General features: G+C 40.9%; 25 protein-coding genes, 3 pseudogenes and 1 riboswitch. Of the genes and pseudogenes, 13 read left to right on the top strand and 15 right to left on the bottom strand.

Annotation, left to right across the window (positions count from 1 at the left end; all coding sequences use genetic code 11):
- Positions 1-316 precede the first annotated feature (316 nt).
- A complete protein-coding gene (locus J2S25_RS02675; RefSeq protein WP_084221848.1) occupies positions 317-484 on the top strand; it encodes an aspartyl-phosphate phosphatase Spo0E family protein in 168 nt (55 codons plus the stop codon).
- A gap of 160 nt (positions 485-644) precedes the next feature.
- Positions 645-815 (top strand): annotated as a pseudogene (locus J2S25_RS02680) (IS5/IS1182 family transposase); the annotation flags it as partial.
- Between the two features lie 459 nt (positions 816-1,274).
- On the opposite strand, the gene J2S25_RS02685 reads toward J2S25_RS02680, so the two are convergent.
- Both J2S25_RS02685 and J2S25_RS02690 read right to left on the bottom strand, forming a co-directional pair.
- Positions 1,275-3,068 (bottom strand): ABC transporter ATP-binding protein, encoded by a 1,794-nt coding sequence (locus tag J2S25_RS02685; protein WP_307191181.1) that lies wholly within the window; start codon positions 3,066-3,068, stop codon positions 1,275-1,277.
- A 2-nt stretch (positions 3,069-3,070) separates the two neighbouring features.
- Positions 3,071-4,819: an ABC transporter transmembrane domain-containing protein gene (locus J2S25_RS02690; RefSeq protein WP_307191182.1), complete on the bottom strand. Its 1,749-nt coding sequence runs from the start codon at positions 4,817-4,819 to the stop codon at positions 3,071-3,073.
- 182 nt (positions 4,820-5,001) lie between these two features.
- A riboswitch (purine riboswitch) is annotated at positions 5,002-5,103 on the top strand.
- 129 nt (positions 5,104-5,232) lie between these two features.
- Here J2S25_RS02690 and J2S25_RS02695 point away from each other — a divergent pair.
- The gene (locus J2S25_RS02695; RefSeq protein ID WP_307191183.1) at positions 5,233-5,835 is read left to right on the top strand and encodes a xanthine phosphoribosyltransferase; all 603 of its coding nucleotides are present in this window, start codon (positions 5,233-5,235) and stop codon (positions 5,833-5,835) included.
- Positions 5,832-7,145 (top strand): nucleobase:cation symporter-2 family protein, encoded by a 1,314-nt coding sequence (locus J2S25_RS02700; RefSeq protein ID WP_307191184.1) that lies wholly within the window; start codon positions 5,832-5,834, stop codon positions 7,143-7,145. Before J2S25_RS02695 ends, J2S25_RS02700 begins: the two co-directional genes overlap by 4 nt.
- Positions 7,146-7,246: 101 nt before the next feature.
- Here J2S25_RS02700 and J2S25_RS02705 read toward each other — a convergent pair whose 3' ends face one another.
- The 3 genes from J2S25_RS02705 to J2S25_RS02715 all read right to left on the bottom strand — a co-directional run bounded on the left by J2S25_RS02705 (position 7,247) and on the right by J2S25_RS02715 (position 9,896).
- Complete coding sequence (locus J2S25_RS02705; protein WP_044391888.1) at positions 7,247-7,720, bottom strand: S-ribosylhomocysteine lyase; 474 nt, start codon at positions 7,718-7,720, stop codon at positions 7,247-7,249.
- Positions 7,720-8,418, bottom strand: coding sequence for a 5'-methylthioadenosine/S-adenosylhomocysteine nucleosidase (mtnN, locus tag J2S25_RS02710; protein ID WP_044391886.1), 699 nt, complete (start codon positions 8,416-8,418; stop codon positions 7,720-7,722). The genes J2S25_RS02705 and mtnN overlap by 1 nt, the downstream gene beginning before the upstream one ends.
- Positions 8,419-8,600: 182 nt before the next feature.
- Positions 8,601-9,896, bottom strand: a complete 1,296-nt coding sequence (locus tag J2S25_RS02715) for an MFS transporter (protein WP_044391907.1) — start codon at positions 9,894-9,896, stop codon at positions 8,601-8,603.
- Between the two features lie 257 nt (positions 9,897-10,153).
- Here J2S25_RS02715 and J2S25_RS02720 point away from each other — a divergent pair, with 257 nt between their 5' ends.
- A complete protein-coding gene (locus J2S25_RS02720) occupies positions 10,154-10,306 on the top strand; it encodes a hypothetical protein (RefSeq protein WP_307191185.1) in 153 nt (50 codons plus the stop codon).
- A 99-nt stretch (positions 10,307-10,405) separates the two neighbouring features.
- Here the strand turns inward: J2S25_RS02720 and J2S25_RS02725 are convergent, their stop codons facing one another.
- On the bottom strand, positions 10,406-10,621 hold the full coding sequence (locus tag J2S25_RS02725; protein WP_044391884.1) for a YneF family protein: 216 nt from the start codon (positions 10,619-10,621) through the stop codon (positions 10,406-10,408).
- Positions 10,622-10,789: 168 nt separating this feature from the next.
- Positions 10,790-11,230, bottom strand: coding sequence for a sporulation inhibitor of replication protein SirA (gene sirA / locus J2S25_RS02730; RefSeq protein ID WP_307191186.1), 441 nt, complete (start codon positions 11,228-11,230; stop codon positions 10,790-10,792).
- A gap of 238 nt (positions 11,231-11,468) precedes the next feature.
- Here sirA and J2S25_RS02735 point away from each other — a divergent pair, with 238 nt between their 5' ends.
- Positions 11,469-12,104: an FMN-dependent NADH-azoreductase gene (locus tag J2S25_RS02735; protein WP_044391880.1), complete on the top strand. Its 636-nt coding sequence runs from the start codon at positions 11,469-11,471 to the stop codon at positions 12,102-12,104.
- Between the two features lie 27 nt (positions 12,105-12,131).
- On the opposite strand, the gene J2S25_RS02740 is transcribed toward J2S25_RS02735, so the two are convergent.
- The 7 genes from J2S25_RS02740 to yneA all read right to left on the bottom strand — a co-directional run bounded on the left by J2S25_RS02740 (position 12,132) and on the right by yneA (position 17,624).
- Positions 12,132-12,281 carry a hypothetical protein gene (locus J2S25_RS02740; protein ID WP_157841614.1) on the bottom strand — a complete coding sequence of 50 codons (150 nt, stop codon included), beginning with the start codon at positions 12,279-12,281 and terminating at the stop codon, positions 12,132-12,134.
- Positions 12,282-12,433: 152 nt separating this feature from the next.
- Positions 12,434-13,066, bottom strand: a complete 633-nt coding sequence (locus J2S25_RS02745; protein WP_307191241.1) for a lysozyme family protein — start codon at positions 13,064-13,066, stop codon at positions 12,434-12,436.
- A gap of 159 nt (positions 13,067-13,225) precedes the next feature.
- On the bottom strand, positions 13,226-13,972 hold the full coding sequence (locus J2S25_RS02750) for an SDR family NAD(P)-dependent oxidoreductase (RefSeq protein ID WP_307191187.1): 747 nt from the start codon (positions 13,970-13,972) through the stop codon (positions 13,226-13,228).
- An 85-nt stretch (positions 13,973-14,057) separates the two neighbouring features.
- Positions 14,058-16,067, bottom strand: a complete 2,010-nt coding sequence (gene tkt, locus J2S25_RS02755) for a transketolase (protein WP_307191188.1) — start codon at positions 16,065-16,067, stop codon at positions 14,058-14,060.
- A gap of 257 nt (positions 16,068-16,324) precedes the next feature.
- On the bottom strand, positions 16,325-16,558 hold the full coding sequence (locus tag J2S25_RS02760) for a DUF896 domain-containing protein (protein ID WP_044391874.1): 234 nt from the start codon (positions 16,556-16,558) through the stop codon (positions 16,325-16,327).
- Positions 16,559-16,633: 75 nt separating this feature from the next.
- Positions 16,634-17,281, bottom strand: a complete 648-nt coding sequence (locus J2S25_RS02765; protein ID WP_044391872.1) for a YneB family resolvase-like protein — start codon at positions 17,279-17,281, stop codon at positions 16,634-16,636.
- Between the two features lie 28 nt (positions 17,282-17,309).
- Positions 17,310-17,624, bottom strand: coding sequence for a cell division suppressor protein YneA (gene yneA / locus J2S25_RS02770; protein WP_044391871.1), 315 nt, complete (start codon positions 17,622-17,624; stop codon positions 17,310-17,312).
- 154 nt (positions 17,625-17,778) lie between these two features.
- On the opposite strand from yneA, the gene lexA reads away from it, so the two are divergent.
- Together lexA and J2S25_RS02780 are read left to right on the top strand one after the other, a co-directional pair.
- On the top strand, positions 17,779-18,402 hold the full coding sequence (gene lexA, locus J2S25_RS02775; protein ID WP_044391870.1) for a transcriptional repressor LexA: 624 nt from the start codon (positions 17,779-17,781) through the stop codon (positions 18,400-18,402).
- 167 nt (positions 18,403-18,569) lie between these two features.
- Positions 18,570-18,770: a hypothetical protein gene (locus tag J2S25_RS02780; protein ID WP_044391869.1), complete on the top strand. Its 201-nt coding sequence runs from the start codon at positions 18,570-18,572 to the stop codon at positions 18,768-18,770.
- A 49-nt stretch (positions 18,771-18,819) separates the two neighbouring features.
- Here J2S25_RS02780 and J2S25_RS02785 read toward each other — a convergent pair whose 3' ends face one another.
- Positions 18,820-20,742: an ATP-dependent DNA helicase gene (locus J2S25_RS02785; protein ID WP_307191189.1), complete on the bottom strand. Its 1,923-nt coding sequence runs from the start codon at positions 20,740-20,742 to the stop codon at positions 18,820-18,822.
- Positions 20,743-20,974: 232 nt separating this feature from the next.
- Here J2S25_RS02785 and J2S25_RS02790 point away from each other — a divergent pair.
- From J2S25_RS02790 to J2S25_RS02810, 5 genes and pseudogenes are all read left to right on the top strand, one after another.
- Positions 20,975-21,102, top strand: a pseudogene (locus J2S25_RS02790) (glutamate:protein symporter); the annotation flags it as partial.
- A 5-nt stretch (positions 21,103-21,107) separates the two neighbouring features.
- Positions 21,108-21,269: pseudogene (locus tag J2S25_RS02795) on the top strand (glutamate:protein symporter); the annotation flags it as partial.
- 461 nt (positions 21,270-21,730) lie between these two features.
- Positions 21,731-22,012, top strand: a complete 282-nt coding sequence (locus tag J2S25_RS02800) for a hypothetical protein (protein WP_128721496.1) — start codon at positions 21,731-21,733, stop codon at positions 22,010-22,012.
- A gap of 256 nt (positions 22,013-22,268) precedes the next feature.
- Positions 22,269-22,766, top strand: a complete 498-nt coding sequence (locus J2S25_RS02805; RefSeq protein ID WP_307191190.1) for an RNA polymerase sigma factor — start codon at positions 22,269-22,271, stop codon at positions 22,764-22,766.
- The gene (locus tag J2S25_RS02810) at positions 22,763-24,208 is read left to right on the top strand and encodes a zf-HC2 domain-containing protein (RefSeq protein ID WP_044391860.1); all 1,446 of its coding nucleotides are present in this window, start codon (positions 22,763-22,765) and stop codon (positions 24,206-24,208) included. The genes J2S25_RS02805 and J2S25_RS02810 overlap by 4 nt, the downstream gene beginning before the upstream one ends.
- The last annotated feature ends 315 nt before the right edge of the window (positions 24,209-24,523 follow it).

Consider the following 24,523-nt stretch of genomic DNA (forward strand, 5'->3'; position numbering starts at 1 on the left):
ATGTCTAAAATTGTCGGCTTAAAAACCACATAGCTTTAACCTTATTTTAGTGCGGCCTTTTTTAGGTGATATTTCAAAAAATGCAAGACTCAAGTTAATTACTATATAACTATAAATAGTCATTATTTTCAATGTAAAGACACCGACAAAATTCTCCCAAACAGTTTCTATTATTTATGAAACTATTTTACCAATGTTCCTTTTGAAATTTTCCAGTCTATGTTATATACTAATATAGTACTTGTAATAATTTCTATATTTATAACGATTTTACATAAAAATGCTAACGAAACACATAATAGAAAGGATTTTCACCTTGTCAAAAGAGCAAATGATCACCAATATAGAGAAGAAGCGAGTTGAACTGATAGAAATCACCGCTAAGAACGGTTTAAATTCCACTATTGCCATTCACTATAGCCAAGAACTTGATAAACTGCTGAATGAATACAATCGCCTCTATCTCAAAAAGGCAGCCAAGTAAGAAAAACCGGGCAAACTGCGCCCGGTCCTTTTTTGATTTTGCTGATCATCGGGCTGTTGATTAGAACGGATGACACTCGCTTTCTGCAGGGCGTCAAATGAGATCCTCCTCGTCACTTTGCTAAGGGCACTGAAAAACTTATGTTTTTTTATTTTGCTTTTCAACTGATTCAGCTGCACGTGTTGGGCATAAGGCAATGGATTCTTCCTTCCTTGGATACAAAACCTATATCGCAATGAGAGACGAACGAATTATCACTGCGGCCATTGTAGCAACAGGCGAAGCCACAGGCATGGAAATGGAAACAGTCATTGGAGATACAGCTTATTCTGAAAAGAGAACATTCTTTATACAAAAGAAAAAAACTGGAACTATTATCTAAAATGCATCCAAATGCGGAAAGATACCCTTATGCGAGCATTTTCACCTCCATAAGGGCACCTTTCTTGCGGAAAGATACCCAAATAAGTAAAATTGTTTCCATTTTTTATCTCAATACATCTTTGACTTCATTTGGCAGAACCGAAGGCGAAAAACGTCTCGAGGAGTTAGCGGCAAACGGCTTGCCTAAGCGTTGGGCTATGTGCTAATGCTGGACCGACGTTATTTATTTTGACAGGTTTGGGGTGTATTAGGATGGTGATAGACTCGGTTGCTATCGGAATAGGTTTGAACGAAGCGAGGAGAGGGCTCACCAGTCGCCCTGCGGAAAGCGAGTGTCTGGAGTGAAAATCGATTATCCGCCTAACCCAAAGAAAAACCGGGCAAACTGCGCCCGGTTTTTCTTATATTATCCTACCACATCTTCTAAACGTTCTACTGAACCATTTTGAAGAAGATACATTTTTTGATAAAGACCTTGTTGGGATATCAATTCCTGATGGGTTCCGCGTTCTACAATTTCCCCGTGATGAAGGACGATGATCTGATCTGCATCCTGGATCGTGGAAAGCCTGTGAGCAATCGCAATCGTTGTCCGCCCTTGTCTCATTTTGGCAAGTGCCACCTGGATGGCTTCTTCTGTTTCTGTATCAATATTTGCTGTCGCCTCGTCGAGAACAAGAATTTTCGGATTCGTAGCAATTGTTCTGGCAAAAGCGATCAGTTGTCTCTGCCCGCTCGAAAATGTCGATCCCCTCTCTGTCACCTTGTGCCCATACCCATTTTCGAGCTTCCGGATGAAAGCCTCTGCCTGGACGAATTCAGCCGCCTGCCGAATATCCTCCTCATCCAAACTCTGATTATGAAGCCTAATATTATCCGCGATCGTACCATAGAACAAAAATGGATCCTGCAGTACGAGGCCCATTTTATCGCGAAGCTCTTTCACCGGATAATTCTTGATGGAATGGTCATCGATCAAAATTTCGCCCCGCTCAAATTCATAGAAGCGCATCAACAAATTTATGATGGAGCTTTTGCCGCTGCCTGTATGGCCGACAAATGCGATGGTCTCTCCTGAATTTACGGTAAAACTAATATTTTTTAGGACATCGCGCTTGCCATCATAAGAAAAACTGACGTCCTTGAATTCGATTTTGCCAACAGTGATTTTATCTGTTTCCGTTTCAGTCTGTTCTGGTGCCAGTTCCTTTTCATCGAGTAGCTTAAACACCCGTGAAGCTGCAACGATTGCCTGCTGATACAAGGAAAGACGCATCATCATATTGTTCACTGGCTCAAAAAAACGATCCAAATAATTGATGAAAGCATAAAGAACTCCGATTTCAACCGTGCTGTCGAAGGAAGTGATCCCGAAAAAGCTGAGTACGATGATCAATGCAAGAATGTATACCAAGTCAACTGCTGGGCGCAATAGCAGTCCATCAGCCTTGATGTTTCTCATCCCTGCCTCGAAATGCTGGTCATTGATTTCACCAAACTCCCTTTTCAGCCTTTCTTCCTGGCGAAACATCTGGATGATGGACATTCCCTGAAGAGATTCACTGAGCTTCGCATTTAATTGGCTGAGCCGCTCACGCATTTCCTGATAAAACCTCGAGCTCAACTTACGATATAAACTCATGATGAGCACAATGAACGGTAAAATCAGCATCGTGAATAGGGCCAGTTTGACGTTCAGGAAAAACATCGCGACAAAAATACCAAACAACAAGATGCCGCTCTGAATAAAGGTCGCGATCACGCTGACAAACATATCCTTTATCGCTTCCGTATCGTTCGTGACCCTTGATACTAGTGAGCCTGCTGGTGTTTTATCAAAATACTTCAACCCTAACTGCTGCACCTTCGTGAAGACATCAATTCTCATCTGCTGGATGATTTTCAGCGCAATTTCCTGAAACTTCAGCAATTGAAAATAGGAAACAAGCACGTTGAGGATTTGGATGCCAATATATGCGGAGCCAAGTAGCATTAAAGGTTGAAATGGAAAAATTCCTTCCCTTAAATAATCATCGATAAAAATCTTAACCAAAATTGGCCCAAGTACATCCCCAGCCGTCGCAAGCAGCAGGAATCCAAATGCGATCGAAATCATTTTCATATGTGGCTTAGCATAAGCTAGAAGCCGGAACAGCACCGACCGCTGTTCCTTTGCGTTTAGTACAGGTGGAGATTCCATATTCATCCTCCTTGCTCGACGAGTTCTTCAAGCTGCTGTCTCCAATACATGTCTTTATACCAGCCTTCTTGTCCCATTAGCTGGTCATGTGTGCCTCGTTCAGCAATCCGTCCTTCTTCCAAAACAATAATCAAGTCCGCATGATGAATGGCACTTAAGCGATGAGCAGTGATAATCGTTGTTTTATCTTTTCGATTCTTTTTTAATGCGGAGAGAATTTGTTCTTCGGTATTAGCATCGACAGCTGACAAGGAATCATCGAGGATTAGGATTTCAGGATTCATGACGAGAGCACGCGCTATAGAAATCCGTTGCTTTTGCCCGCCTGATAAAGAAACGCCGCGCTCTCCGACAATCGTCTTGTATCCATCCGTAAACTCAAGAATGTCATCGTGGATGTTCGCCACTCTGGCTGAATGATGGATGATATCCTTCTCGACAGCTGGATTCGCAAAAGCGATATTTTCCTCTACTGTGGCCGAAAAAAGGAAGTGATCCTGAGGAACATAGCCGATTGCCTGCCTCAGCCGATCCATCTTATAATCCTCAATCTTCCTGCCGCCAATGGTGATGCTTCCATCCGAAAGATCGAATTCCCGGACCAGAAGCTTAAGCAGTGTCGTCTTTCCTGCTCCCGTTTTCCCAACAATACCAAGTGTCTGTCCTTTTCCAATCCTAAAATTGATATCTTTTAAAACAGGGTCTTGTTCGCCAGGATAAACAAATGATTCAATAGCATATTGAATATCGCCATCTGGCACTACATCCAGGGCATCTGCTTTGTCCTGAATATCGATCTTTTCAGCAAGCAGGGTTGTTACTCGGTCATACGACGCCCTCCCACGCTCGACAATATTGAAAAACCAACCAAATGCCAGCATCGGCCACACCAACAGCCCGAGATAGGATGTGAAGGAAACAAGCTGCCCGATTGTTAACTCCTCATTCACGACATACCTTGACCCAAACGCAATCGACAGGAAAAAAGAAATCCCGACAATAATGGAAATCGTTGGGTCAAACAGGGCGTCTACTTTTGCAACCGAGATATTCTTGTTTACAACATCCTCTGACTGCTTCCTGAAATCCTCGATATCTTCCTTCTCCTGCCCAAAGGTTTTCATTACTTTTATACCCGTGATGCTTTCTTGCGTCTTATCATTTAATGCGGAAAATGCTTCCTGAGCCTTGTGAAATCTCTTATGCAGCATCGTGCCGTACCAGCTTGTCAGCATCGCCATTAACGGCATAGGAATCAAGGCGATCAGGGTCAGCTTCCAGCTGATGGTCGCTGCCATAGCAATTATCACAAACCCTCCGGTTGAAACTGAGTCAACGAAGGTAAGAACCCCGGCACCAGCCGTTTGCTGAATTGCCGACAAATCATTGGTGGCATGTGCCATCAAATCCCCTGTCCTTGTCTTTTGGTAAAAAGACTGGGACATACTGGTGAAATGCGCATACAAGCGGTTCCTTAACAGTCTAGACAGTTTTACCGCGGAACCGAATATCATGATTCTCCAATAATAACGGAGCGAATACATCACCAATCCCGAAGTTGCCAGCAAGATGATCCATTTTCCCAACTTTCCTGCCGTAAGCGTCCCATCCGTGATTTCATCCACGACCATCCCGATCACCTTGGGCGGCACCAGCTGGAGAAATGCTACGAACAGCAACAGAATAATCCCCGTTAAGTACGCTTTTTTCTCTTCTTTAAAATACCAAAGTAAATCCTTAAAGACACTCATATATAGATCCCCCAAACACTTCAAATGCTTAAATAGTTTATCAAATATTTTTAAAACTGGAAAGATTTTTTCTTTTTTACTTTGGTTTATAGATTCTGTTAAAAAAGCGAACGAAATCCGGATTAATGATTAAGAAAATACGGATTTTATGGTTGAAGAAAATAAAAATGGTGGTATAATGACTTTAACTTAATTTATTCACTCATATAATCGCAGGGATATGGCCTGCAAGTATCTACCGGATTACCGTAAATGATCTGACTATGAGTGAGCAATGCCAGAGGCGGATTTTTCCTCTTCTTGTCTTCAGCTATTTTCAAAAGCCCAAAGACCATTGCTTCACTCAGTTATGACGTGAATGCATGGACTTCGGGCTTTTTTTTATTGGCTCGGATAAAAAGAGGAGTGTTACCATGGAACAGCTAAGAAAAAAAATCAAAACCGATGGGAGTGTGCTTTCATCCTCTATTCTAAAAGTGGACGCTTTTCTGAATCATCAGATTGATCCCCAGCTTATGAATAATATTGGTTTAGAGTTTGCAAAAAAATTTTCTGAATCAGGAGTTACGAAAATAGTAACGATTGAATCATCCGGTATAGCACCGGCCGTCATGGCAGGTCTGCACTTACATGTACCGGTTGTTTTTGCTAGAAAACAGAAGTCTCTGACGCTCGTAAATGATCTGATTACAGCTTCTGTTTACTCCTTTACCAAAAAAGAGAGCAACGAGATCTCAGTATCCCGCAAATTCCTGAACGATAATGATACGGTACTTATTATTGATGATTTTCTGGCAAACGGACAAGCAGCATTAGGACTGGAAGAAATAGTGAGCAAAACCAAAGCATCGATTGCAGGTTTTGGAATCGTGATTGAAAAGGGATTCCAGGATGGCGGACGTTTATTGCGTGAAAAGGGCTACCGGGTAGAGTCACTTGCAGTCATTCATTCACTTGAAAACGGCAGCGTCGAATTTGAAAATGCGGCAGAACGAAAGGCGGAACGAATACGATGAAACAACAGAATATGTTTAAAATTGCTTCATTAGGAATCCAACATGTATTGGCCATGTACGCTGGTGCGGTCATCGTACCGCTAATTGTCGGAGGCGCACTCGGGCTATCAGGGGAACAACTAACCTATTTAGTTTCAATCGATATTTTCATGTGTGGCATCGCTACCCTCCTTCAAGTTTGGCGGAACAAATTTTTTGGAATTGGCCTTCCTGTCATGCTGGGCTGCACTTTCACAGCTGTAGGACCGATGATTGCCATTGGTGGACAGTATGGCATTTCAGCTATCTATGGATCGATCCTTATTTCAGGAATTTTTGTTGTTGCTATTTCAAAATACTTCGGGAAATTAGTCCGATTTTTCCCACCGGTAGTAACCGGATCTGTTGTCACCATCATCGGAATTACCCTTATACCAGTTGCCATGAATAATATGGCTGGTGGTCAGGGTAGTCCTGACTTCGGTTCGCTTTCAAATATCGGACTTGCTTTTGGAACTTTGCTTTTCATTATCGTTCTTTTCCGTTTTTTCAAAGGCTTTATCCGAGCTATCGCTATTCTGCTTGGACTGGGAGCAGGAACGATTGTTGGCTATTTTATGGGAATGGTTGATTTTTCTGCTGTTACAGAAGCCTCCTGGTTCCACATGCCAGCTCCATTTTACTTCGGCCTCCCGACATTTGAGCTATCCGCCATCCTGACAATGATTCTAGTCGCGCTGGTTAGTTTAGTGGAATCCACAGGAGTTTACTTTGCACTAGGAGATATATGCGAAGAAAAACTAGAGGAAAAGGATTTGGAGAATGGGTACCGTGCAGAAGGGATCGCGATCATTCTTGGTGCCATCTTTAACGCGTTTCCCTATACCACCTATTCGCAGAACGTTGGCCTTCTTCAAATGTCAGGGGTGAAGTCCAAAAATGTCATTTTCACAGCGGGTTTTTTCTTGGTCCTCCTCGGATTAATGCCTAAAGTTGGTGCGCTGACAACAATCATCCCAACACCTGTGCTAGGCGGAGCAATGGTAGCGATGTTTGGCATGGTCGTTGCCTACGGAATTAAAATGCTCAGCAAGGTGGAGTTTTCTTCACAAGAAAACCTATTAATTATTGCCTGTTCTGTTGGAATGGGCCTCGGGGTTACAGCAGTACCAGAATTATTTTCACAAATGCCCTCCAGCATCCGAATATTGACAGACAACGGAATTGTCGCAGGAAGCTTGACAGCCATTGCTTTAAATTTAGTTTTTAATGTCTTTAAAGCGGAGGAAGAAGCTCAGCAAACGTCATTTGCCGGACGAAAAGTATCATAAGTTTACAAATTTACGAAAGTAGTAATTATATAGGATATATTGTGAGAAACTAGGAAAAAGAGCAATCTATTTGGTTGCTCTTTTTTCCATATAGATACTAGTTATTGTTTTTCAGCGAAAACTTGGCTCCATTCCTCTTTCTTTTCCAGCATTTTCGCAGCGATTTCTTTAGCTCCCTCTAAGCTGTGGCTTGCTGCCCAGCCGCACTGAATTTCGTTGCATGCAGGTACCTCATCTGCCTCCAGTACATCATGTAAAGTTTTTTCCAATACTTCGAGGATATGATCGTAATCATCGTGGTTAATTACCGAAAGATAAAAACCTGTTTGGCATCCCATAGGGCTAATGTCGACAACAGTATCATGATGATTGCGGATATTTTCAGCCATTAAATGTTCCAATGAATGGAGGCCTGGCATTTCCATATGCCCCTTGTTTGGTTGGCAGAAGCGGATATCATACTTATGAATCACATCCCCATTCGCACCTCGAGTTGTCCCAGCAAGCCTGACATACGGGGCTGCGACCTTTGTGTGGTCCAAATTAAAGCTTTCCACATTCATTTTCTTAACCATTACTTCTTCAGCTCCTCTACCATTAATAATATTAGTTCTGCCGAATTTTTAGCGGCCGTTTCAAGGAATTGATCGAATGATACATTCGAATCTTTCCCTGCAATGTCGGATAAAGACCTGATAATCACAAATGGCACTTTAAATTGATACGCCACCTGGGCAATTGCAGCTGCTTCCATTTCCACAGCAAACAAATCAGGCATCTTGTTTCTGATAAACTCAACCTTTTCAGGATCGTTCATAAATGAATCCCCAGATGCAATCAGGCCCTTTACGACTTGAATTCCCTTAATTTTTACTGCACTTTTTTCCGCGACTCTCACGAGGTTTTCATCCGGTGAAAAAGATGCAGGCATTTTTGGCACCTGGCCATATTCATATCCAAAAATGGTCACGTCTACGTCATGGTGTCTCACCTCTGTCGAAATGACGATATCACCGACACTCAACTCGCCATGGAATCCTCCAGCAGACCCTGTATTGATGATGACATCAGGTTGAAACTTTTCAATCATCAATGCTGTTCCCATTGCAGCGTTTACTTTCCCAATTCCAGACTTAAGCAGCACTACCTCCTGATGACCAATATAACCTTTGTAAAATTCGCTTCCTGCAAGATTCATCTCATCTATTTCTGTGATTTTACTGCGAAGCAAATCCACTTCTTCATCCATTGCACCGATAATTCCGATTCTCATTGCTGCAACTCCTCAATACTTTTTGTTTATTATAACAGTATTCTTAAAACAATTGAAAACTTCAGGTCGTCCATTATGATTCTATCCTTCCCATGCGTACAAGAAAAGACACTTCCAAGGATTCTCCTCTAAAAACGAAAGATTTTTTTTTAAAAAAAAGAGCCTGAAAAAAACCAGACTCCTCATTTCCTCTGCGACCAAATCACAAATGGGATCAATATTAGCGAAAGAACTCCACCTGCTAAAGATAAAAATGCAAAGCTCGAATTAGCGACAACCATGCCTGATAACATTCCCCCTGACGCTCCTGACAATGCGACCATAACATCAATCGTTCCTTGCATTTTTGCCCGGTTGGTCGGATTGGTTGCGTCGACTAGCAATGCTGTTCCGCTGATCAATCCAAAGTTCCAGCCTAGGCCCAGCAAAATCAGAGCCAATGTGATCCAAAGCATGGACTCACCCGGTGCAACAGCAGCCATTATTCCTGCTGCGAGTAATGTAACCCCTGAGGCAACAGCCATTGCGCCGCGCCCTATTTTATCTACAAGCACACCTGTCATTAAGGACGGAAGGTACATCGCTCCAATATGAAAACCGATAACCATCCCAACAGCACTCAAACCATGACCATGCGCCCCCATATGGACTGGGGTCATAGTCATGATCGCCACCATTACCATTTGGGTCAATACCATGATCAGTGCAGCGACAGCAATGCCCCGTTTATCTGTTGCTTCTTCTTCCTCACTAAATTCATGGCTCAAGACTCTGGCATTCCGTTCTGCTAACGCTATTGCGCGTGCAACGACAAATGGATCAGGACGAAGGAAAATTAGCAAAATCAAACCAGCAACAATATAGGCTGCTGCAGCCAAAAAGAATGGTCCGGATAAAGGCGGAAATCCGATCGAGACAGCGAAATCTCCCATCACATTGACCAAATTCGGCCCGGCTACTGCACCAAAAGTTGTTGACACCATCGCAATACTGACAGCTGTTGCCCGCTGTTTCGTGGTTGCCAAATCAGTACCTGCATATCGAGCCTGCAAATTCGTCGCACTTCCGGCACCATAAACCAACAAAGCCGCAAACAGAATATATATATTATTAGTAACGGCTGCAATGATAACGCCAATTGCACCGATTCCTCCTGTCAAAAATCCCGAAGCTAATCCGGGGCGCCGGCCATACCGTTGTGATAACCGGCCAACTACAAGCGCTGCACCGGCTGAACCTAAGGTAAAAAGAGCGGTTGGGAGTCCGGCAACCGTGTCTGTGCCAAGCATATCCTTTGCTAACAATGCTCCTACTGTAATTCCGGCAGCAAGACCGGCACCGCCAAAAATCTGTGACAAGACAACGATGAGTAACGTTTTCTTATATAAAGCCTTCTGCTTATCAGGAGATTCGACATAGGCTTGCAGCCACTCCGGCTGATCCTCACCGGGAACTGCTTGATTATTTTGATTTGACATTTTTGCAACTCTCTCTTTCTGTTCATTGATTTTTTCATTATACCATAAAGGGTATAAGGAAAATATAAATGAGCTCGACTGCTTGAATGTAAAAGCTTGATACGTAATTTTTATTTTTCCGTGGAATTTATTCATGGTTACACAAGTTACCATTCACCCTTTTTTCAGTCTGAACGGGTTTTGGCATTCATTCACAATTTCTATTTCGGATAAATGAAGCAATTATGAGAAACTCTATTTAATGGAGGTGCTTATAGATGGTTAGAATCCATAATCCTGTAACCCTAGATAAAAACAAACGGGGCAGAGACGGTCAATTGCACGGCGGAACGTTAGAAACAGCAGATGAATTTTTTGATTCCATTTTCCAACAAAGACCAGAAAAGAGGGGCAATGACAAACAAAAATAACGCCGTAGTTGGCGTTGTTTTTGTTTGCGTCAATCTGTTTCGATCCTCTCAAAAATAAGAAAAGCACCCATCCATGAGGTAAGTGCTTGTCCATCTTTATTATTTACCAGACTGCTTGTTCATTGCTGACATCATTTGATTGATTTTCTTCTGCGATGGCTTCATACCCATCTGCATCATCATCATTTTAAGCATTTGTTCGTTGATTGGCGGATTTTTCTTTAAGTAGCTCTCCATGTATTTACGAGCAATGAAAAATCCTAGCGCTACACCGACAACCAATGCCAGTATACCAACTAGAATTATTGTCCACATAAAACTTCCTCCTTCGTGTTGTCTAACATACAGTGTACTAAACCAGCAGCTATTATACAATATCTGTGTGCATTTTTTTGTCTATCCAAACCCTATTTTCGATAGTTTTTGTAAGTTTTCCAACAAAGATGAATCAATCTTTACTTCGATCTAGAAAAATCTTTTTTTTCATACGAATTTGCGCTCTTTTATCGGCTTCAGCCAGCCATATTTGTTTGATTCAAGATCGATCGCAAGGAAAGCAGATTCACATTTCCGAAGGATTTCAAAAAAGACTGTTTCCGTGTCAATCTGTCCATCCGATTCTAGCTCTAGCCACCGTTCATGGACTTTTAGTATGGCTGAACTATTGTTTGTTTTGTTTTTATATACATATGATCCGTTATCGACATAGAATCCTTGAGTTTTTTGGAGTTGCTGATGCAAAAGCTGATGGATGCGAAGTACAGGGATGGGCCTAGTTACGAAGTCAACCTGTTTTGAAATGATTGACTTCAGATACCCTTTCGTTTGTCTATATTCTAAAAATAATTGGTAAAACATCCGCTCTCTTCCTAAATAATGGGAGGCGAATTCATCTTCTATTAAATATAGCTGGTAGGATCGCACTTGATCCCCTCCTCTGCAGACAAGCTTTTGTTTTAATTATAGAAAAACATTTGATCTGCGTTTGTCTAATGATGACGATAATTTTCACTAATTTTGTCGAATTCAAAACTTTCTTACTCTTTATTATAAATAATACTTAACACATTGTCACGAATCTCGATGTTCATAATAAGCGAATACTGTTTTGTATTGAGGGGAATATATCAATGTTACTTTGAAAGAGAAAGGATGAATATACATGGCTACAGTACTTTATATTACAGCAAATCCTAAACCAGTTGAGGAATCATTCAGTTTGTCGGTGGGAGAAGAGTTTATTAAGGCTTACCGTGAGAATAACCCTAATGATGAAATTGTAAGACTGGATATTTATAGAATAGACATTCCGTTTATAGATACGGACGTTTTCAGCGGCTGGGGCAAATTACAGCAAGGAACTGCTTTCGAACAGCTTAGTGACGATGAAAAAGAGAAAGTGAGCTCAATCAATCAACTTACTGACCAATTTATTTCTGGAGATAAATACATCTTTGCGACTCCTTTGTGGAATTTCAGCATTCCGCCAAAAATGAAAGCTTATATTGATAACATCGCCATTGCCGGAAAAACATTTAAGTATACAGCCGAGGGACCGGTTGGCTTGTTAGGTAATAAAAAAGCCCTTCATATCCAGGCTCGTGGTGGAGTATACTCTGAGGGGCCGGCAAAAGAATGGGAATTTGGTGATCGCTATCTTCGTGCAGTACTTGCGTTCATGGGAGTGACAGATATTGAAACACTAGCGGTAGAAGGTATGGCAGCTACTCCTGATAAAGCCCAGGAAATTAAGCAGCAGGCAATCCAGCACGCTTACAAACTGGCAAAACAATTTTAGTTTAAAAAAAAGCCTGAAATTCCAGGCTTATTTTACTCCGTCTAATGGGATATCCTTGCGGTGGTCAAAATTAAAAGATGTACCTTCACTAATTTGCCTTTTCTCTTCATTACCTTGTTGAGCAGCCTGATTTACCATAGCACCTTCCAAAGGAATATCCTTGCCATACTCAAACATTCTTTACACCTCCTTACTATTATTATGGGCATTTGTTCCTAATATATTTCCCTTTTCTTGTCAAACCTGCGACATTTTTTATTAAGAAAAGCTATAACGTCACGCCCTGTGGCAAGCAGAGTATTTCCATAATCCTTGATTAGTATATAGAGTTAAAAGGAAATTTTAGTGGGCTCGTCGATTAAATTCGCAGGATTGTTGACAGAAATAGTTTCCATATGCTTAGCAACCTTTGTGCTATAGGTAAAATCTCCATAACAATAAGGATAGCGAAAATTATTCTTATTTCCTCCGCAATTATAAGTTTGCGGATTTTTATCTACCTGAATTTTTGAAAACTTCTTTGCGAGTTCCTCGCTGTGCTTTTTCCCGTTTTTGGCTACATAGTCGATATAGCCGATTCCCATGTTATATGACTGAATAACTGTAGGAAAATCAACTTGCATCTTTTCTCCATAACTCATAACCTGTTGAAAATACTTTACACCCTGCTGTATGCTTTTTTGCGGGTCTTGAATGGTATTAGGGGCTAATCCCAAAGATTCAGAGGCTTGCATGGGATCACCACCCTTCCCTTTGCTTTCCTGCATCATTAAAGCTGCAACGGTAACGGTATACTCCTCCAAATCAACCTTTTCCAATTCTTTTTTTATGACTGGCGTATACTTTGCAACCTCACCAATCGAACTATTTGCACCAACATTAATTTTCTTTAAACTTTCATTATATAAATCAAAGAATCTATCAAATAGGAATAACGCTATGAAGAACAAAAACAATAACATTACCAGATTAAAGTTTCTTTGGATTTGCTTTTTCTTTTTTGGCTTCTTTTTCGTGGATTTCATTTTATGACTTCTCTCCTAAATGATCTTCTTCCTCTATTTTAATAGAAAACATCAAAAGAATAAAGGGAGCTGCAATTTTTTGCAGCTCCCTTTCCCCTATTCTTCATAGATCATTTTACGAGTCATGCCGCCATCGATAATCAAGTTTTGCCCATTGGTAAAATCATTGTCAGGATCCGCCAAATACATGCATGCCCTGGCTATATCTTCCGGTTTCCCGACCCGGTTTGACCAGTGCTGATGATGATCTTTTTCCCGCAGTTTATCATAGTTTGATGTCTGGATCCAGCCTGGGCTAATAGAATTCACTGTGATTCCTTTCTCTTGAAGCGAAGCAGCAAGTGCATGTGTTAAGGCAACGATTCCTCCCTTAGAGGAGGCATATGCTTCTGAATTTGGTTCAGACATTATTGCCCTAGTTGATGCCATGTTGATAATCCGTCCCCCTTTATTCATCTTTTTCGCGGCTTCACGGGAGCCAATGAAGACGCTCCTAAGGTTCGTGAAAATGACATCCTCCCATTCTTCTGTTGTTAATTCAAATAGAGGTTTGAACCGAGACACCCCTGCATTATTAATCAATACATCGATTTGCCCGAAATCATTCATAATCCTATCTAGTAGGCTGAGAATATCTTCTTCTTTCCTAACATCTGTTTTATAAAAAGCAGCTTGTGCTCCGAACTCTTTTAGCCTGCCAATCAATTTCTTTCCCTTTGCTTCATCTATGTCAGCAATACATACATTCGCATGCTCTTTCGCAAATGCTTCTGCGATTCCTTCTCCTATACCATTAGATCCACCGGTTATGATAATGGTCTTGCCCTGAAACTTCCCTGCCATAAATAGATCCTCCCTCTCTTTTGTATTAAATAAGCCAGACTGCAATTGCAGTCCAGCTCATGATTACTTTTTATCTTCTTATCCTTTAGTTTTGCTTCAGCATTGCTTTTACACGTGATACGACATTATTTACAGAAAATCCATACTCTTCCATGATTTTTTCACCTGGAGCAGATGCACCAAATGTATCGATTGCAAGTACTTCTCCCTCGTCGCCGACATAACGGTGCCAGCCGAGTGAAGATCCCATTTCGATTCCAAGGCGTTTCTTGACAGATTTCGGAATGACAGATTCTTTGTATTCTTTTGATTGCTGTTCAAAGCGATCCCATGATGGCATGCTGACAACAGACACGTTAATGCCTTCGGAAGCTAAAGCTTCTTGTGCTTTGACAGCTAGGCCGACTTCTGAACCAGCTGCAAGAATCATGGCATCTGCACTTTCTTTCCCTGCCGGAGATATGACATAAGCGCCTTTTGACACACCTTCATATGCATTCTTGTCCGTGTTCTTAATGGTCGGCAAGTTTTGGCGAGTCAGCACTAGAGCAGTCGGATTCTTTGTTGATTCAACTGCTAGCTTCCAAGCAGCTGCTGTTTCGTTTCCATCAGCAGGACGAATCACTGACAAGTTTGGCATTGCGCGCAGCCCAGCCAGTTGCTCAACAGGCTCGTGTGTAGGACCATCTTCCCCTACTGCAATGCTGTCATGAGTAAATACATAGGTCACAGGCAAGCCCATTAATGCAGCAAGTCTGATTGCAGGCTTTAAGTAATCAGAGAACACAAAGAAAGTGCCACCAAAAATTCTTAAACCGCCATGAAGTGCCATACCGTTCATGGCTGCGCCCATTGCGAATTCACGTACACCAAACCAGATGTTCCGGCCCTCGAATGAACCTGGGAAGAAGTCACCTGATCCTTTGATCATTGTCTTGTTTGAACCAGCAAGATCAGCTGATCCACCGATTAAATAAGGCAGGTTTTTAGCGATTTTATTTAGTGTTTCACCGGATGATGCGCGGCTCGCAAGGCTCTTTCCTTCTTCGTAAACAGGGATATCCTTATCCCATCCTTCCACTAGTTCACCCTTCAATGCTTTTTCAAACTGGGAACCCAGTTCAGGATAGTCACTCTTATATTGTAAGAACATTTCATTCCATGCCTGTTCTGTTCGTTCCCCTTTTTCAGCAATTTGCTGTTTGAAATGCTCATAAACTTCATTTGGAACATAGAAATCATCTTCAAAGGTCCATTTATAAGCTTCTTTTGTTAGTTTCGATTCATTCGCACCAAGTGGAGCACCGTGAACATCTGATTTACCAGATAAATTAGGAGAACCATATCCGATGATTGTCTTGACTTCGATCATAGTCGGGCGGTCTGCATCTGTTTTTGCTTCCTCAATTGCTCTCGAGATTTCTTCCAGGTTATTGCCGTCTTCAACACGGATGTACTGCCATCCGTACGACTTGAAACGGCCTTCCACGCTCTCGGAGAATGACTTATTAAGGTCCCCATCCAGTGAAATATCGTTTGAATCGTAAAGGACAACCATTTTCCCTAATTTAAGGTGTGCTGCTAGAGAAGCGGCTTCAGCTGAAACGCCTTCCATTAAATCGCCATCGCCACAAATGCTATATGTATAGTGGTCAACGATGTTATAGTTATCCTTGTTGTAAACTGCTGAAAGATGACGCTCTGCCATTGCCATACCAACTGCCATGGCAATCCCCTGACCAAGCGGCCCAGTAGTTGCATCCACACCAGCAGTGTGTCCAAACTCAGGGTGTCCAGGGGTCTTACTTCCCCATTGACGGAATTGCTTAATATCTTCCATGGATAAATCGTATCCTGAAAGATGCAGCAAGCTGTATAACAACATGGATCCATGTCCAGCAGACAGGACGAAACGGTCGCGATTGAACCATTGGGGATTTTTAGGATTGATGTTCATGTAACGTGTCCACAATGTATAAGCCATTGGAGCTGCACCCATCGGCATGCCAGGGTGACCAGAATTTGCCTTTTCAATCGCATCAATAGATAATGTACGAACGGAATCAATGGAAAGCATATCAATTTCTTTAAACATTAAATACATCCTTTCTATAAGTACTAACTACACCCTTAATATTATAGCGCGAGAAAATATTATACAACAAATTATGCCTGAGAGAGATGGAAAGGCTGTATCATTATTTATTTTGTCTCATACTCGCTACCCTTATGTAACCAAACGATGAAGGCGGAAGGGTCTTTCATTTAACCTATTTCTGCTGTTAGTGTTTTCTACGATGCTGTCGAAATCAAAAAGGGATACATCCTCTTCTGTATCCCAAATTGAATATATCAATGAAGTTTACTCTTCATTTTTTCTTCTTTTAATTTTTCAGGTGTTACATCATTGCCCTCTGGGTCAACAATGGTAACTCCCTTTAGGGTATTAAGCATCGAAGAACGAAATGACTGGAGGTATTCGGCACGAAGCTTAGTTTGCTCCTTTGCTTCTTCTTCAGTCAACATGGATGATTTTGCTTTCCTTGCCAGTTCATTGATCCTAGCAATCTTATCACTTGATAGCATAGTAAAGCTCCTTTGTAAAAAATTATATCAACTGTCATCTTACTAAAAAGCATAATGTATTACAAGAAAGGAGCTTTACTCTTCCTCCGACTCTATATACTCCAGATATCTTCTATTCACGGTTGCTTTGGATACATTATAGCCAAATCCTTTAAGGGTAGCGGCGATTTCTGAAAATGTTAGGCCATTATTTCGCAGCCTTACGATTTCCCCTACCGGCATGTCCTTCCTGTCTCTGCCGGAATGCACACCCTGATTTTTGAGATTCTGCTGCGGCTGGTAACCGTGCTCCACCGCTCGTTTCATTCCGCGTTTAATCTTAATATTATGGATTTTCCTCTGGTACTCTTCTACCATGCTGACAATCTGGAGTACCATAGAATCGGATTCAGATAGTTGAAGCTCCCCATTGTGTGAGATGCTATATAGCTTTACATTCTCCTTAAGGATGCAATGAAGGATTGCGACTTTTGCATTCCCTCTGCCAAGTCTGGTTTCATCCTGAATCAACAGCGTACCGATCGCTTTGTCTTTTATCAATTCTAACAGCTCCAGTATGCCATCTCTTTCAAGGTCATAACCGCTTGCCTGTTCTTTAATTATGTTCACTACTTCAAACCCATATTCATCCGCAAGATGGCACAATTCCTCCTCTTGCCTGGCAAGCGATGTTTCCTGTGTTTCCTTAGTTGTACTTACGCGGCAATAAATAATCGCTTTCATGTTGTCATCACCTTATTCTACGTCTAAGTTATCTTTCCGCGCCAGCGATTTGAGTTGGTTGTCCAAATTCAGCCGTCACAGGAATAACAAGCTCATCTCCCGGAAAAATCCTCTCACCGATAATTCCATTTTCCTTTTCCACCCAGCTCACGAATTCATTTTCAGATAAATGATGCTCAGCTGCATAAGTTTCAGCGATCTCCCATAAGGATTGCCCTTCTTCTATAGTAACAGTTATGTATTGTTCACTGTTATTGAAATGTGCTTTTGCTACAAGTGAAAAAATCAGACTGACAGCAATCAGAATAAAAGTGTATGAATAGCCATCCCAAATTTTTTTCATCTTTGACACCCCTTATCGAATATACGTTCGCTTATTTGAATTTATTATAATGCGAACATCCGTTTCATGTCAACAGAAAAATTCGAACTTATGTTTGTATCTACTGACCGGACATGGTATAATAAGGACAAGAAAATATACGAGGTGCGTGAATATGACAAAGTTATCTAAGAGGCAACAAGATATATTTGAATTCATAAAAGCTGAAGTCAAGAAAAAAGGGTATCCGCCATCCGTTCGCGAAATTGGCGAAGCAGTTGGACTGGCCTCTAGTTCAACCGTACATGGCCACCTGGCAAGGCTTGAAAGCAAAGGGCTGATCAGACGTGACCCCACAAAACCGCGTGCGATAGAAATTCTTGAGCTGGACGAAGAAACGCGAATTCCTAAATACAATGTCGTAAATGTTCCCGTGGTTGGGAAAGTTACTGCTGGTGTGCCGATAACTGCAATTGAAAATGTTGAAGAATACTTCCCACTTCCAGATCGCCTGGTTCCGCATGATGAACAGGTTTTTATGCTGGAAGTTATGGGGGACAGTATGATTGAAGCTGGGATCCTCGACGGAGATTATGTTATCGTCAAGCAGCAAAAAACTGCCAATAATGGTGACATTGTTGTTGCCATGACAGAGGAGGATGAAGCGACGGTAAAACGTTTTTTTAAGGAGAAAGACCATTTCCGACTTCAGCCGGAAAACTCATCGATGGATCCAATTATCCTTCGAAATGTATCCATTCTCGGTAAGGTGATCGGTGTATATCGTCATATGCACTAAAAGCAAGCGGACACCGCTTGCTTTTTTCGTTCTATTATTCTTTTTTATGTGAAAGACTATGAGAAGTGCACATTTTCGTACGAAATAGGTAGAATTACTACCAACTTGTCCCTTTCCGAATAAGATGAGGTGTAAGCATTTTTAGAAGGGAAGGAGTTGAGTCATAGATGGGATACAAACGAAATGGCAATGACGTTGCAGGGGTTTATTATCCTAACCACAACAACAATCAAGTAAAAGCAACGATTGATTTTGAGGACCTTTGCAGAGCAGTTCGACGTTGCATCATCAATGATTTGGTTGCCGATGCTCAAGATGAAAATTCTGAATGTGGTTGCGGCTATAAAAAGTGCAAGTGCAGAAACTAATTGTATCAAAAAATCCCGACAAGCCTAAGCCTGTCGGGATTTTCCCTGATTAATGAATATTTGCAGCAGGAAGCACTTCTCTTATCTCTCCCATGAATTTTTCTTCTTGCGCTTTCGTAAGCCACAAATGAACCGTGCCATAATCCTGGCTGTTCCTAATCAAACGGCCAATTCCCTGTCTTAATCGAAGCAGCATATATGGTATGTCAATTTCTGCTGCAGGATTTTCTGCTTGCTTTCGTTTTGCTTGGAAGACGGGGTCATGAGGTGGGAACGGCAAGGAGGCAACGATCACTTGAATAAGAGGTTCTCCAGGGACGTCTAGACCCTCCCATAAACTGTATGAGCAAAGCACCGTACTAGTAACATTCTGGAAGTCTTTAACCGTTTCACTAATCTCTCGGTCTCCTTCGAACAGAATGGCAAAATCCCATTTTTGATCATTCGACCAGATTCTAAAACGCTCCATTTCTTGTATGGAAGAAAACAATACAAGGGTGCTTCCATTGGTTGTTCGCAGGTCTTCCCCTATCTTTATCCATTTAATGCATTCATCATCTTGAACATGAATTTTCACATCCATCTGCTCTGCGTAATCAAATGGGGACGCGACAGTGAAGGAGGAATATTTTTCAATTCCAAGACTTTTCGCTATATAGTGGAAATTCCCAGCTTGCGATAAAGTTGCTGATGAAAACACAAACGGGATGTTCTGTGAGAAAACTTCCTTTTTCAAAATGTCCTCCACCAGTCGAGGCATAATGACAAGAGAAGATTGGACTTCATTTTCCTCAAGCCAGAAGATACCTTCTTCATTCTTCAAGAATATGGATAATCCATAAGCAAAAAACTCAAGATATTCCTCCATGATCTTCAAATGATATTCATCAATCAGGAACATTTCCGCATCAAAAACGAGCTGGTCCATTAATTCGCTGACCTTCTTCTCCAGTGTCTCAGCCGTTTTCCTGATAGATGGGTGCATCGCTACTTCTTTTCTGTTTGAACCTTCCACTGCAGTGGCGTTTTCGACTAGAAGATCGAACCATGAATCATGAAGTTCTATTATATCTTCAATTAAATAAAGAGATTCCTCTCTGACATCCTGATGCATATATCCTGTTAACACCGTCGCCAGAGTATGTGAATTAAATCTGTAAGTCAACCCTTTTTGTGCCGCAAATTCAAGCAGATGGCCTTCATCAAAAATGACAGTGCTTGCTTCGGGCAGCAGGGGCATCTGCCCTTCTCGTTTCCGCGAATCTTTTGTCCAAACATGCTCCATATAAAAATCATGGGAACAGATAATCAAATCCCCGGCATGTCGATAGTAATCCCGATTGAGTGTTTGTCCACAGCGATGGCGCCAGCTGCATGTCGAGCATTGCTGAAGTGGGTCCCAGGCTAGCTGTGACCATTTTTCATTTGTCACCCATGGATATTCCTTTCGATCACCATAACGGGTAAACGAATTCATGGAAATGCCTTCATCAAAAATAAAATCAGGAAGCTGATCATGGACGGCCAGGATATCGAGATCGTCTGACGTATTTGAAAGCTCATCCAGCTTCTTAATACAAACATACTGTTCTCTAGCCTTTGCCAGACGGACATCTACTTTCAGTCCCAGTGCCTGCTCAAGTTTTTGGATATCTCCGTCTTCTTTAACAAGCTGTTCGATCAACGTTTCATCTGAACAGGAAACGATAGCAGGTTTTCCCATATAGCGTGCATATAGGATGGCATAAATAAGGTAGACGAATGTCTTCCCTGTTCCAACCCCCGCTTCCGCGAAAACAATTCCTTTGTTCTTAAAGGCCTGCTCTACCTGAAATGCCATATAAATCTGTTCGTCACGCAGTTCATAGCCTTTTTCCGGCAAAATATCATAAAATACATCCCCAATATAATCTCCTAATAAATCAAAGAACGTATCATTTTTAGTGATGGTAAATGGAAGGTTATTTGTCATTCAAGTTCTCCTCAATGAATTGATTCGGGCAAAAAGCCAACTCTTATCATAACAGAAAATAGATCATTAAGTGAAATAAATTAAACCATTGATGCTGCAACTTGTATGAAGAGTACGTATCTCGCCTGCACTTCGTTTCTATTTATATTTATGCAAACACTTTTGTTCCCGATTAAGCTACCTCCTCACGAATTCAAATCAAATGGAAAGCGAAATCCACTTCGTTGTTTTTGCAGATGGCGATATGCTTGCAATCATCATCTTTTTTTTCCTTGTATTTGGTTTAGGAATTTCGGCAATCGGCGAAAAAGAAATACAAGTGATTGCTTCTTCCAAGGAACAGCTGACGCATTGTTATATTGCTTGTTCAAGGTTTAGCGTTCATTGCCGGTATTGACAGAAATCTTGATATGGGTCGCACTGCCGTAAATATAGTCGAAAATTCTCTTGTAACGAATGTAATCGCAAAATGGGAAGGCGTATTCAAGCCAAGAAAGCAATCAGCTGCAATAACGAAAGCTTCCTAAATTTAGCAATAGTCAACAGGGACCCTGTTGACTATTTTTTTTGCTTTATGACCGCAGTCAGGAAGTTTTCCATACTCTACATAAGTTAAAGGAAAAACCCTGCTTCACTCAAACCTTCAGCTTAAATGCTACAAGTTGTCCTCCACCAGGGTGAAATTTCTGTCCCGACAAATCCAGCCCTCTTGTTTACTGCTCTTACTCCTTCGTTTTCCCGGTTATATGAGTTGTAAATTTAGCATCATGAAATTACTCCTCGTACATTAGTAGTAAGAGCTCTTTCTAGAAAAATTTCCAGTAGATCCGGATCCTCTGAAATTACTCTAGGACCTATTCATAGTTGTTAACAGGTTGACCTCTCGGCTTCCTCAGCTCTTTCAAAGTTATGGAAAAGCTGTTTTAATAAAAAGAGGATTTAATATAATTTTGGAGAATATTCTTATTAAACCACGAGGAGAGACAGCATGAGGATAAATTGGAATACTTTTTCTTTAATATTATCAATATGCTCCTGGATATTATTTTTATTAGTTGCATTTTTCTTTAAAGTTTCAGAAACAATTAGAATCAACATGTTGGGAATAGATTTAATAATTGCTGTTTTGGTTATATATTTCTCAATTTTAGGGTTGAAAAATATCCACAATTGGAAATTTGCTTTAAGTAGCCTTTTAGCTTTAGTGTTAAGTATCTTATTAATTTTAAGTATTAGTTTTATACTATTTGTTGGTAATTTAGCAAACTGAATTATGTGAGGCATTTAAAAACAAAAGTGAAAGCGCCCCTGTTTCCGCAGGGGCGCTTTCACCAATCCAAAAAATTATAAAGGTAACTTTTTTCATTAAAAATATAAAACTTATCCGATGATATTATCGTTGGTATTTTAACTAATTTTACCATTTATTCAAACATTCTCAACCTTCCTGATAAAAATTTTTATAAAATAAGGTGTAACTTTTACCATTATCAAATGTCTATGTTTACCAGAGAGAGGGGGATGGAATGTCGGACCCGCGGATTGAATTATATGAAACCTACAAAAATGCGATTTTCTTGTATCTTTACCGTTCCACGTTAAATAAACATGTTGCAGAAGACCTGACTCAGGATACTTTTTTGAAAGCTTTCCAGTCATTAGCCAGGTTTCGGGGAGATTCCTCCTTGAAAACATGGCTTTTTAAGATTGCCAGGAACACTTATATCAATTACAGCAGAAAAAAACAAACCAGCATGGAGTTTCAGACTGATAGGATAAATCAGCAATTAATCCAGCAACATGATCCATACAAACGCGCAGATGAACAATGTGCGATTGAATCAACCTTGATGAGACTGCCGGAAAATTACCGGACATATATTATTTTGCGTGACGTGAACGATCTTACGTATGGGGAAGTTGCGGCCATCACAAACGAAACAATCGGCCAGGTAAAAGTTGGCTTGTATAGGGCCCGTAAGAAATTCAAGGAAATCTACAGGGATTTGGGGGAACGGGAATGAATTTGGAACATGAAATTGTCCAGGATCTATATCCGTTGTATGTAGAAAATGATTTAAGCCCTTCCGTAAAAACAGCAGTGGATGAGCATCTGAAGGATTGTGAGGCATGCCAGAAGTTCTACGAAACTGGGGAGAAAACGATCCAGTTGACTGATATGGAGAAGCCTTTCGTATCAAAGTCTCTTGATGAAAAAATCATTTTAAAAATGAAGCTGAATCGTCTAAGGCTCCTTTCTGTTGTTCTTGCCGGAATTCTTTTTTCGATAATATTGACAGATTACATCAATGAGCGGGAACAATTATTCATGGCGACAGATGGTTATTATGATGTTCTGGAGCAAATGGACATAGTAATTGAGGCAGTTAAAAATAAAGAACAAATGGGCTTTGAATCCTATGAAATGGGGCGTTTCATTGAATATAATAACGCGCTTAAAGAGAATATGAACGTCATTGAGGATTATAGCAGGAATTCAACAGAATTCAAACTAATCCTGAATACTCAAAAGCTGAATGAGATGCTTAAGGTGATGAAAATCCGGTACAATCAGGGCAGGTGGTCTGAAACGGACGAAGCAGCATTTCAGGCGTTAAAGAAGGATATTCAAAGTCACAGACAAGATTTTAGAGAGGCCTATGAAAAAACCCACCATGGGTACAGCTCATACCTTTATACACTAGATGTAAAAGAAATAGATAAATTTTATGAGAATGTTAATTCATTAAGCTACAGCTATACTCGTTTCCACAAACTACCAGATCAAATCAAGCCGTTGAAGGAGTCGGAGTTGAAAAATAGGATCGCCGACGCTCTGGATATCAATAAAGGGGAAATCGAACTAGTAAAGGAAAGCCCTATCAATAACCTATACGTCTACCATTTTGAGAATAAAAATGGATTTGGCGGAGAAATCGATGCAATCACCGGCCAAATCACTCATTATAACGGGGATACTGGCCCGTTATCTGACGGGCCTATTATGAAAGAAGGAAAAGCGGAAGAGAAAGCCAGGTATTATTTAGAAAAAATTTATGGAAAAGATATAAAGCTGGAAATCATATCTTTAGGTTTTAATTATCATTCTTTTTCAGATGATTCCAGATATAAGGTTTATAGCTTCAAAGCGATCCCTAAGGTTGAAGGTTATACATTTTTTACACCATTAGAAACTGAAACATTTCTGCATGTTAATGCCAGGAATGGTAAACTTGAAAGCTTTTATCACAATCGCCATATTCCTTCCTTTGACAAGCTGGATCAAGTAGACCTAACAGCTTCCTTCAACAATAATGGTGACAAACAAGCAGTTGTCATTTACTCCGCTTTAAGCGGAAATTTCGAATTGGTCTACATGAAACCTGATTTGGAGCATTTTGAAGAAGGGAAATTTATTTCAGCCAAAACTGGCCTAGAGGAGAAAGTTTACTTGGACGACTTATAATCTCATCTAAAAGACTGCCTTGCGAGGCAGTCTTTTATGCTACATAAAGGCTTTTTGCATCGTTCGGAAACTTCCTTACCTTTTATAAATACTCCCTCATTTTCTGCTCACACTCCAAAGGATCGATACCCCGGACTCTTCCTGACGTCAACAAAAGGATATCTTATTAGTTCCTCGACTTGTTTGTCCGAAAAATAATGCTCTCCCATAAAATCACCCATCTTCACTTAAATGCTGGACTTCCTCGACAATCTTGAAAATTTCATCAAGTGCTGGACGGTCAAATTGCGAATCGCCTATATAGCTGTAGCGGAT

Origin of the sequence: Mesobacillus stamsii, assembly GCF_030814065.1 — a bacterium.
In the GTDB taxonomy this organism is placed as follows: Bacteria; Bacillota; Bacilli; order Bacillales; family Cytobacillaceae; genus Mesobacillus; species Mesobacillus stamsii.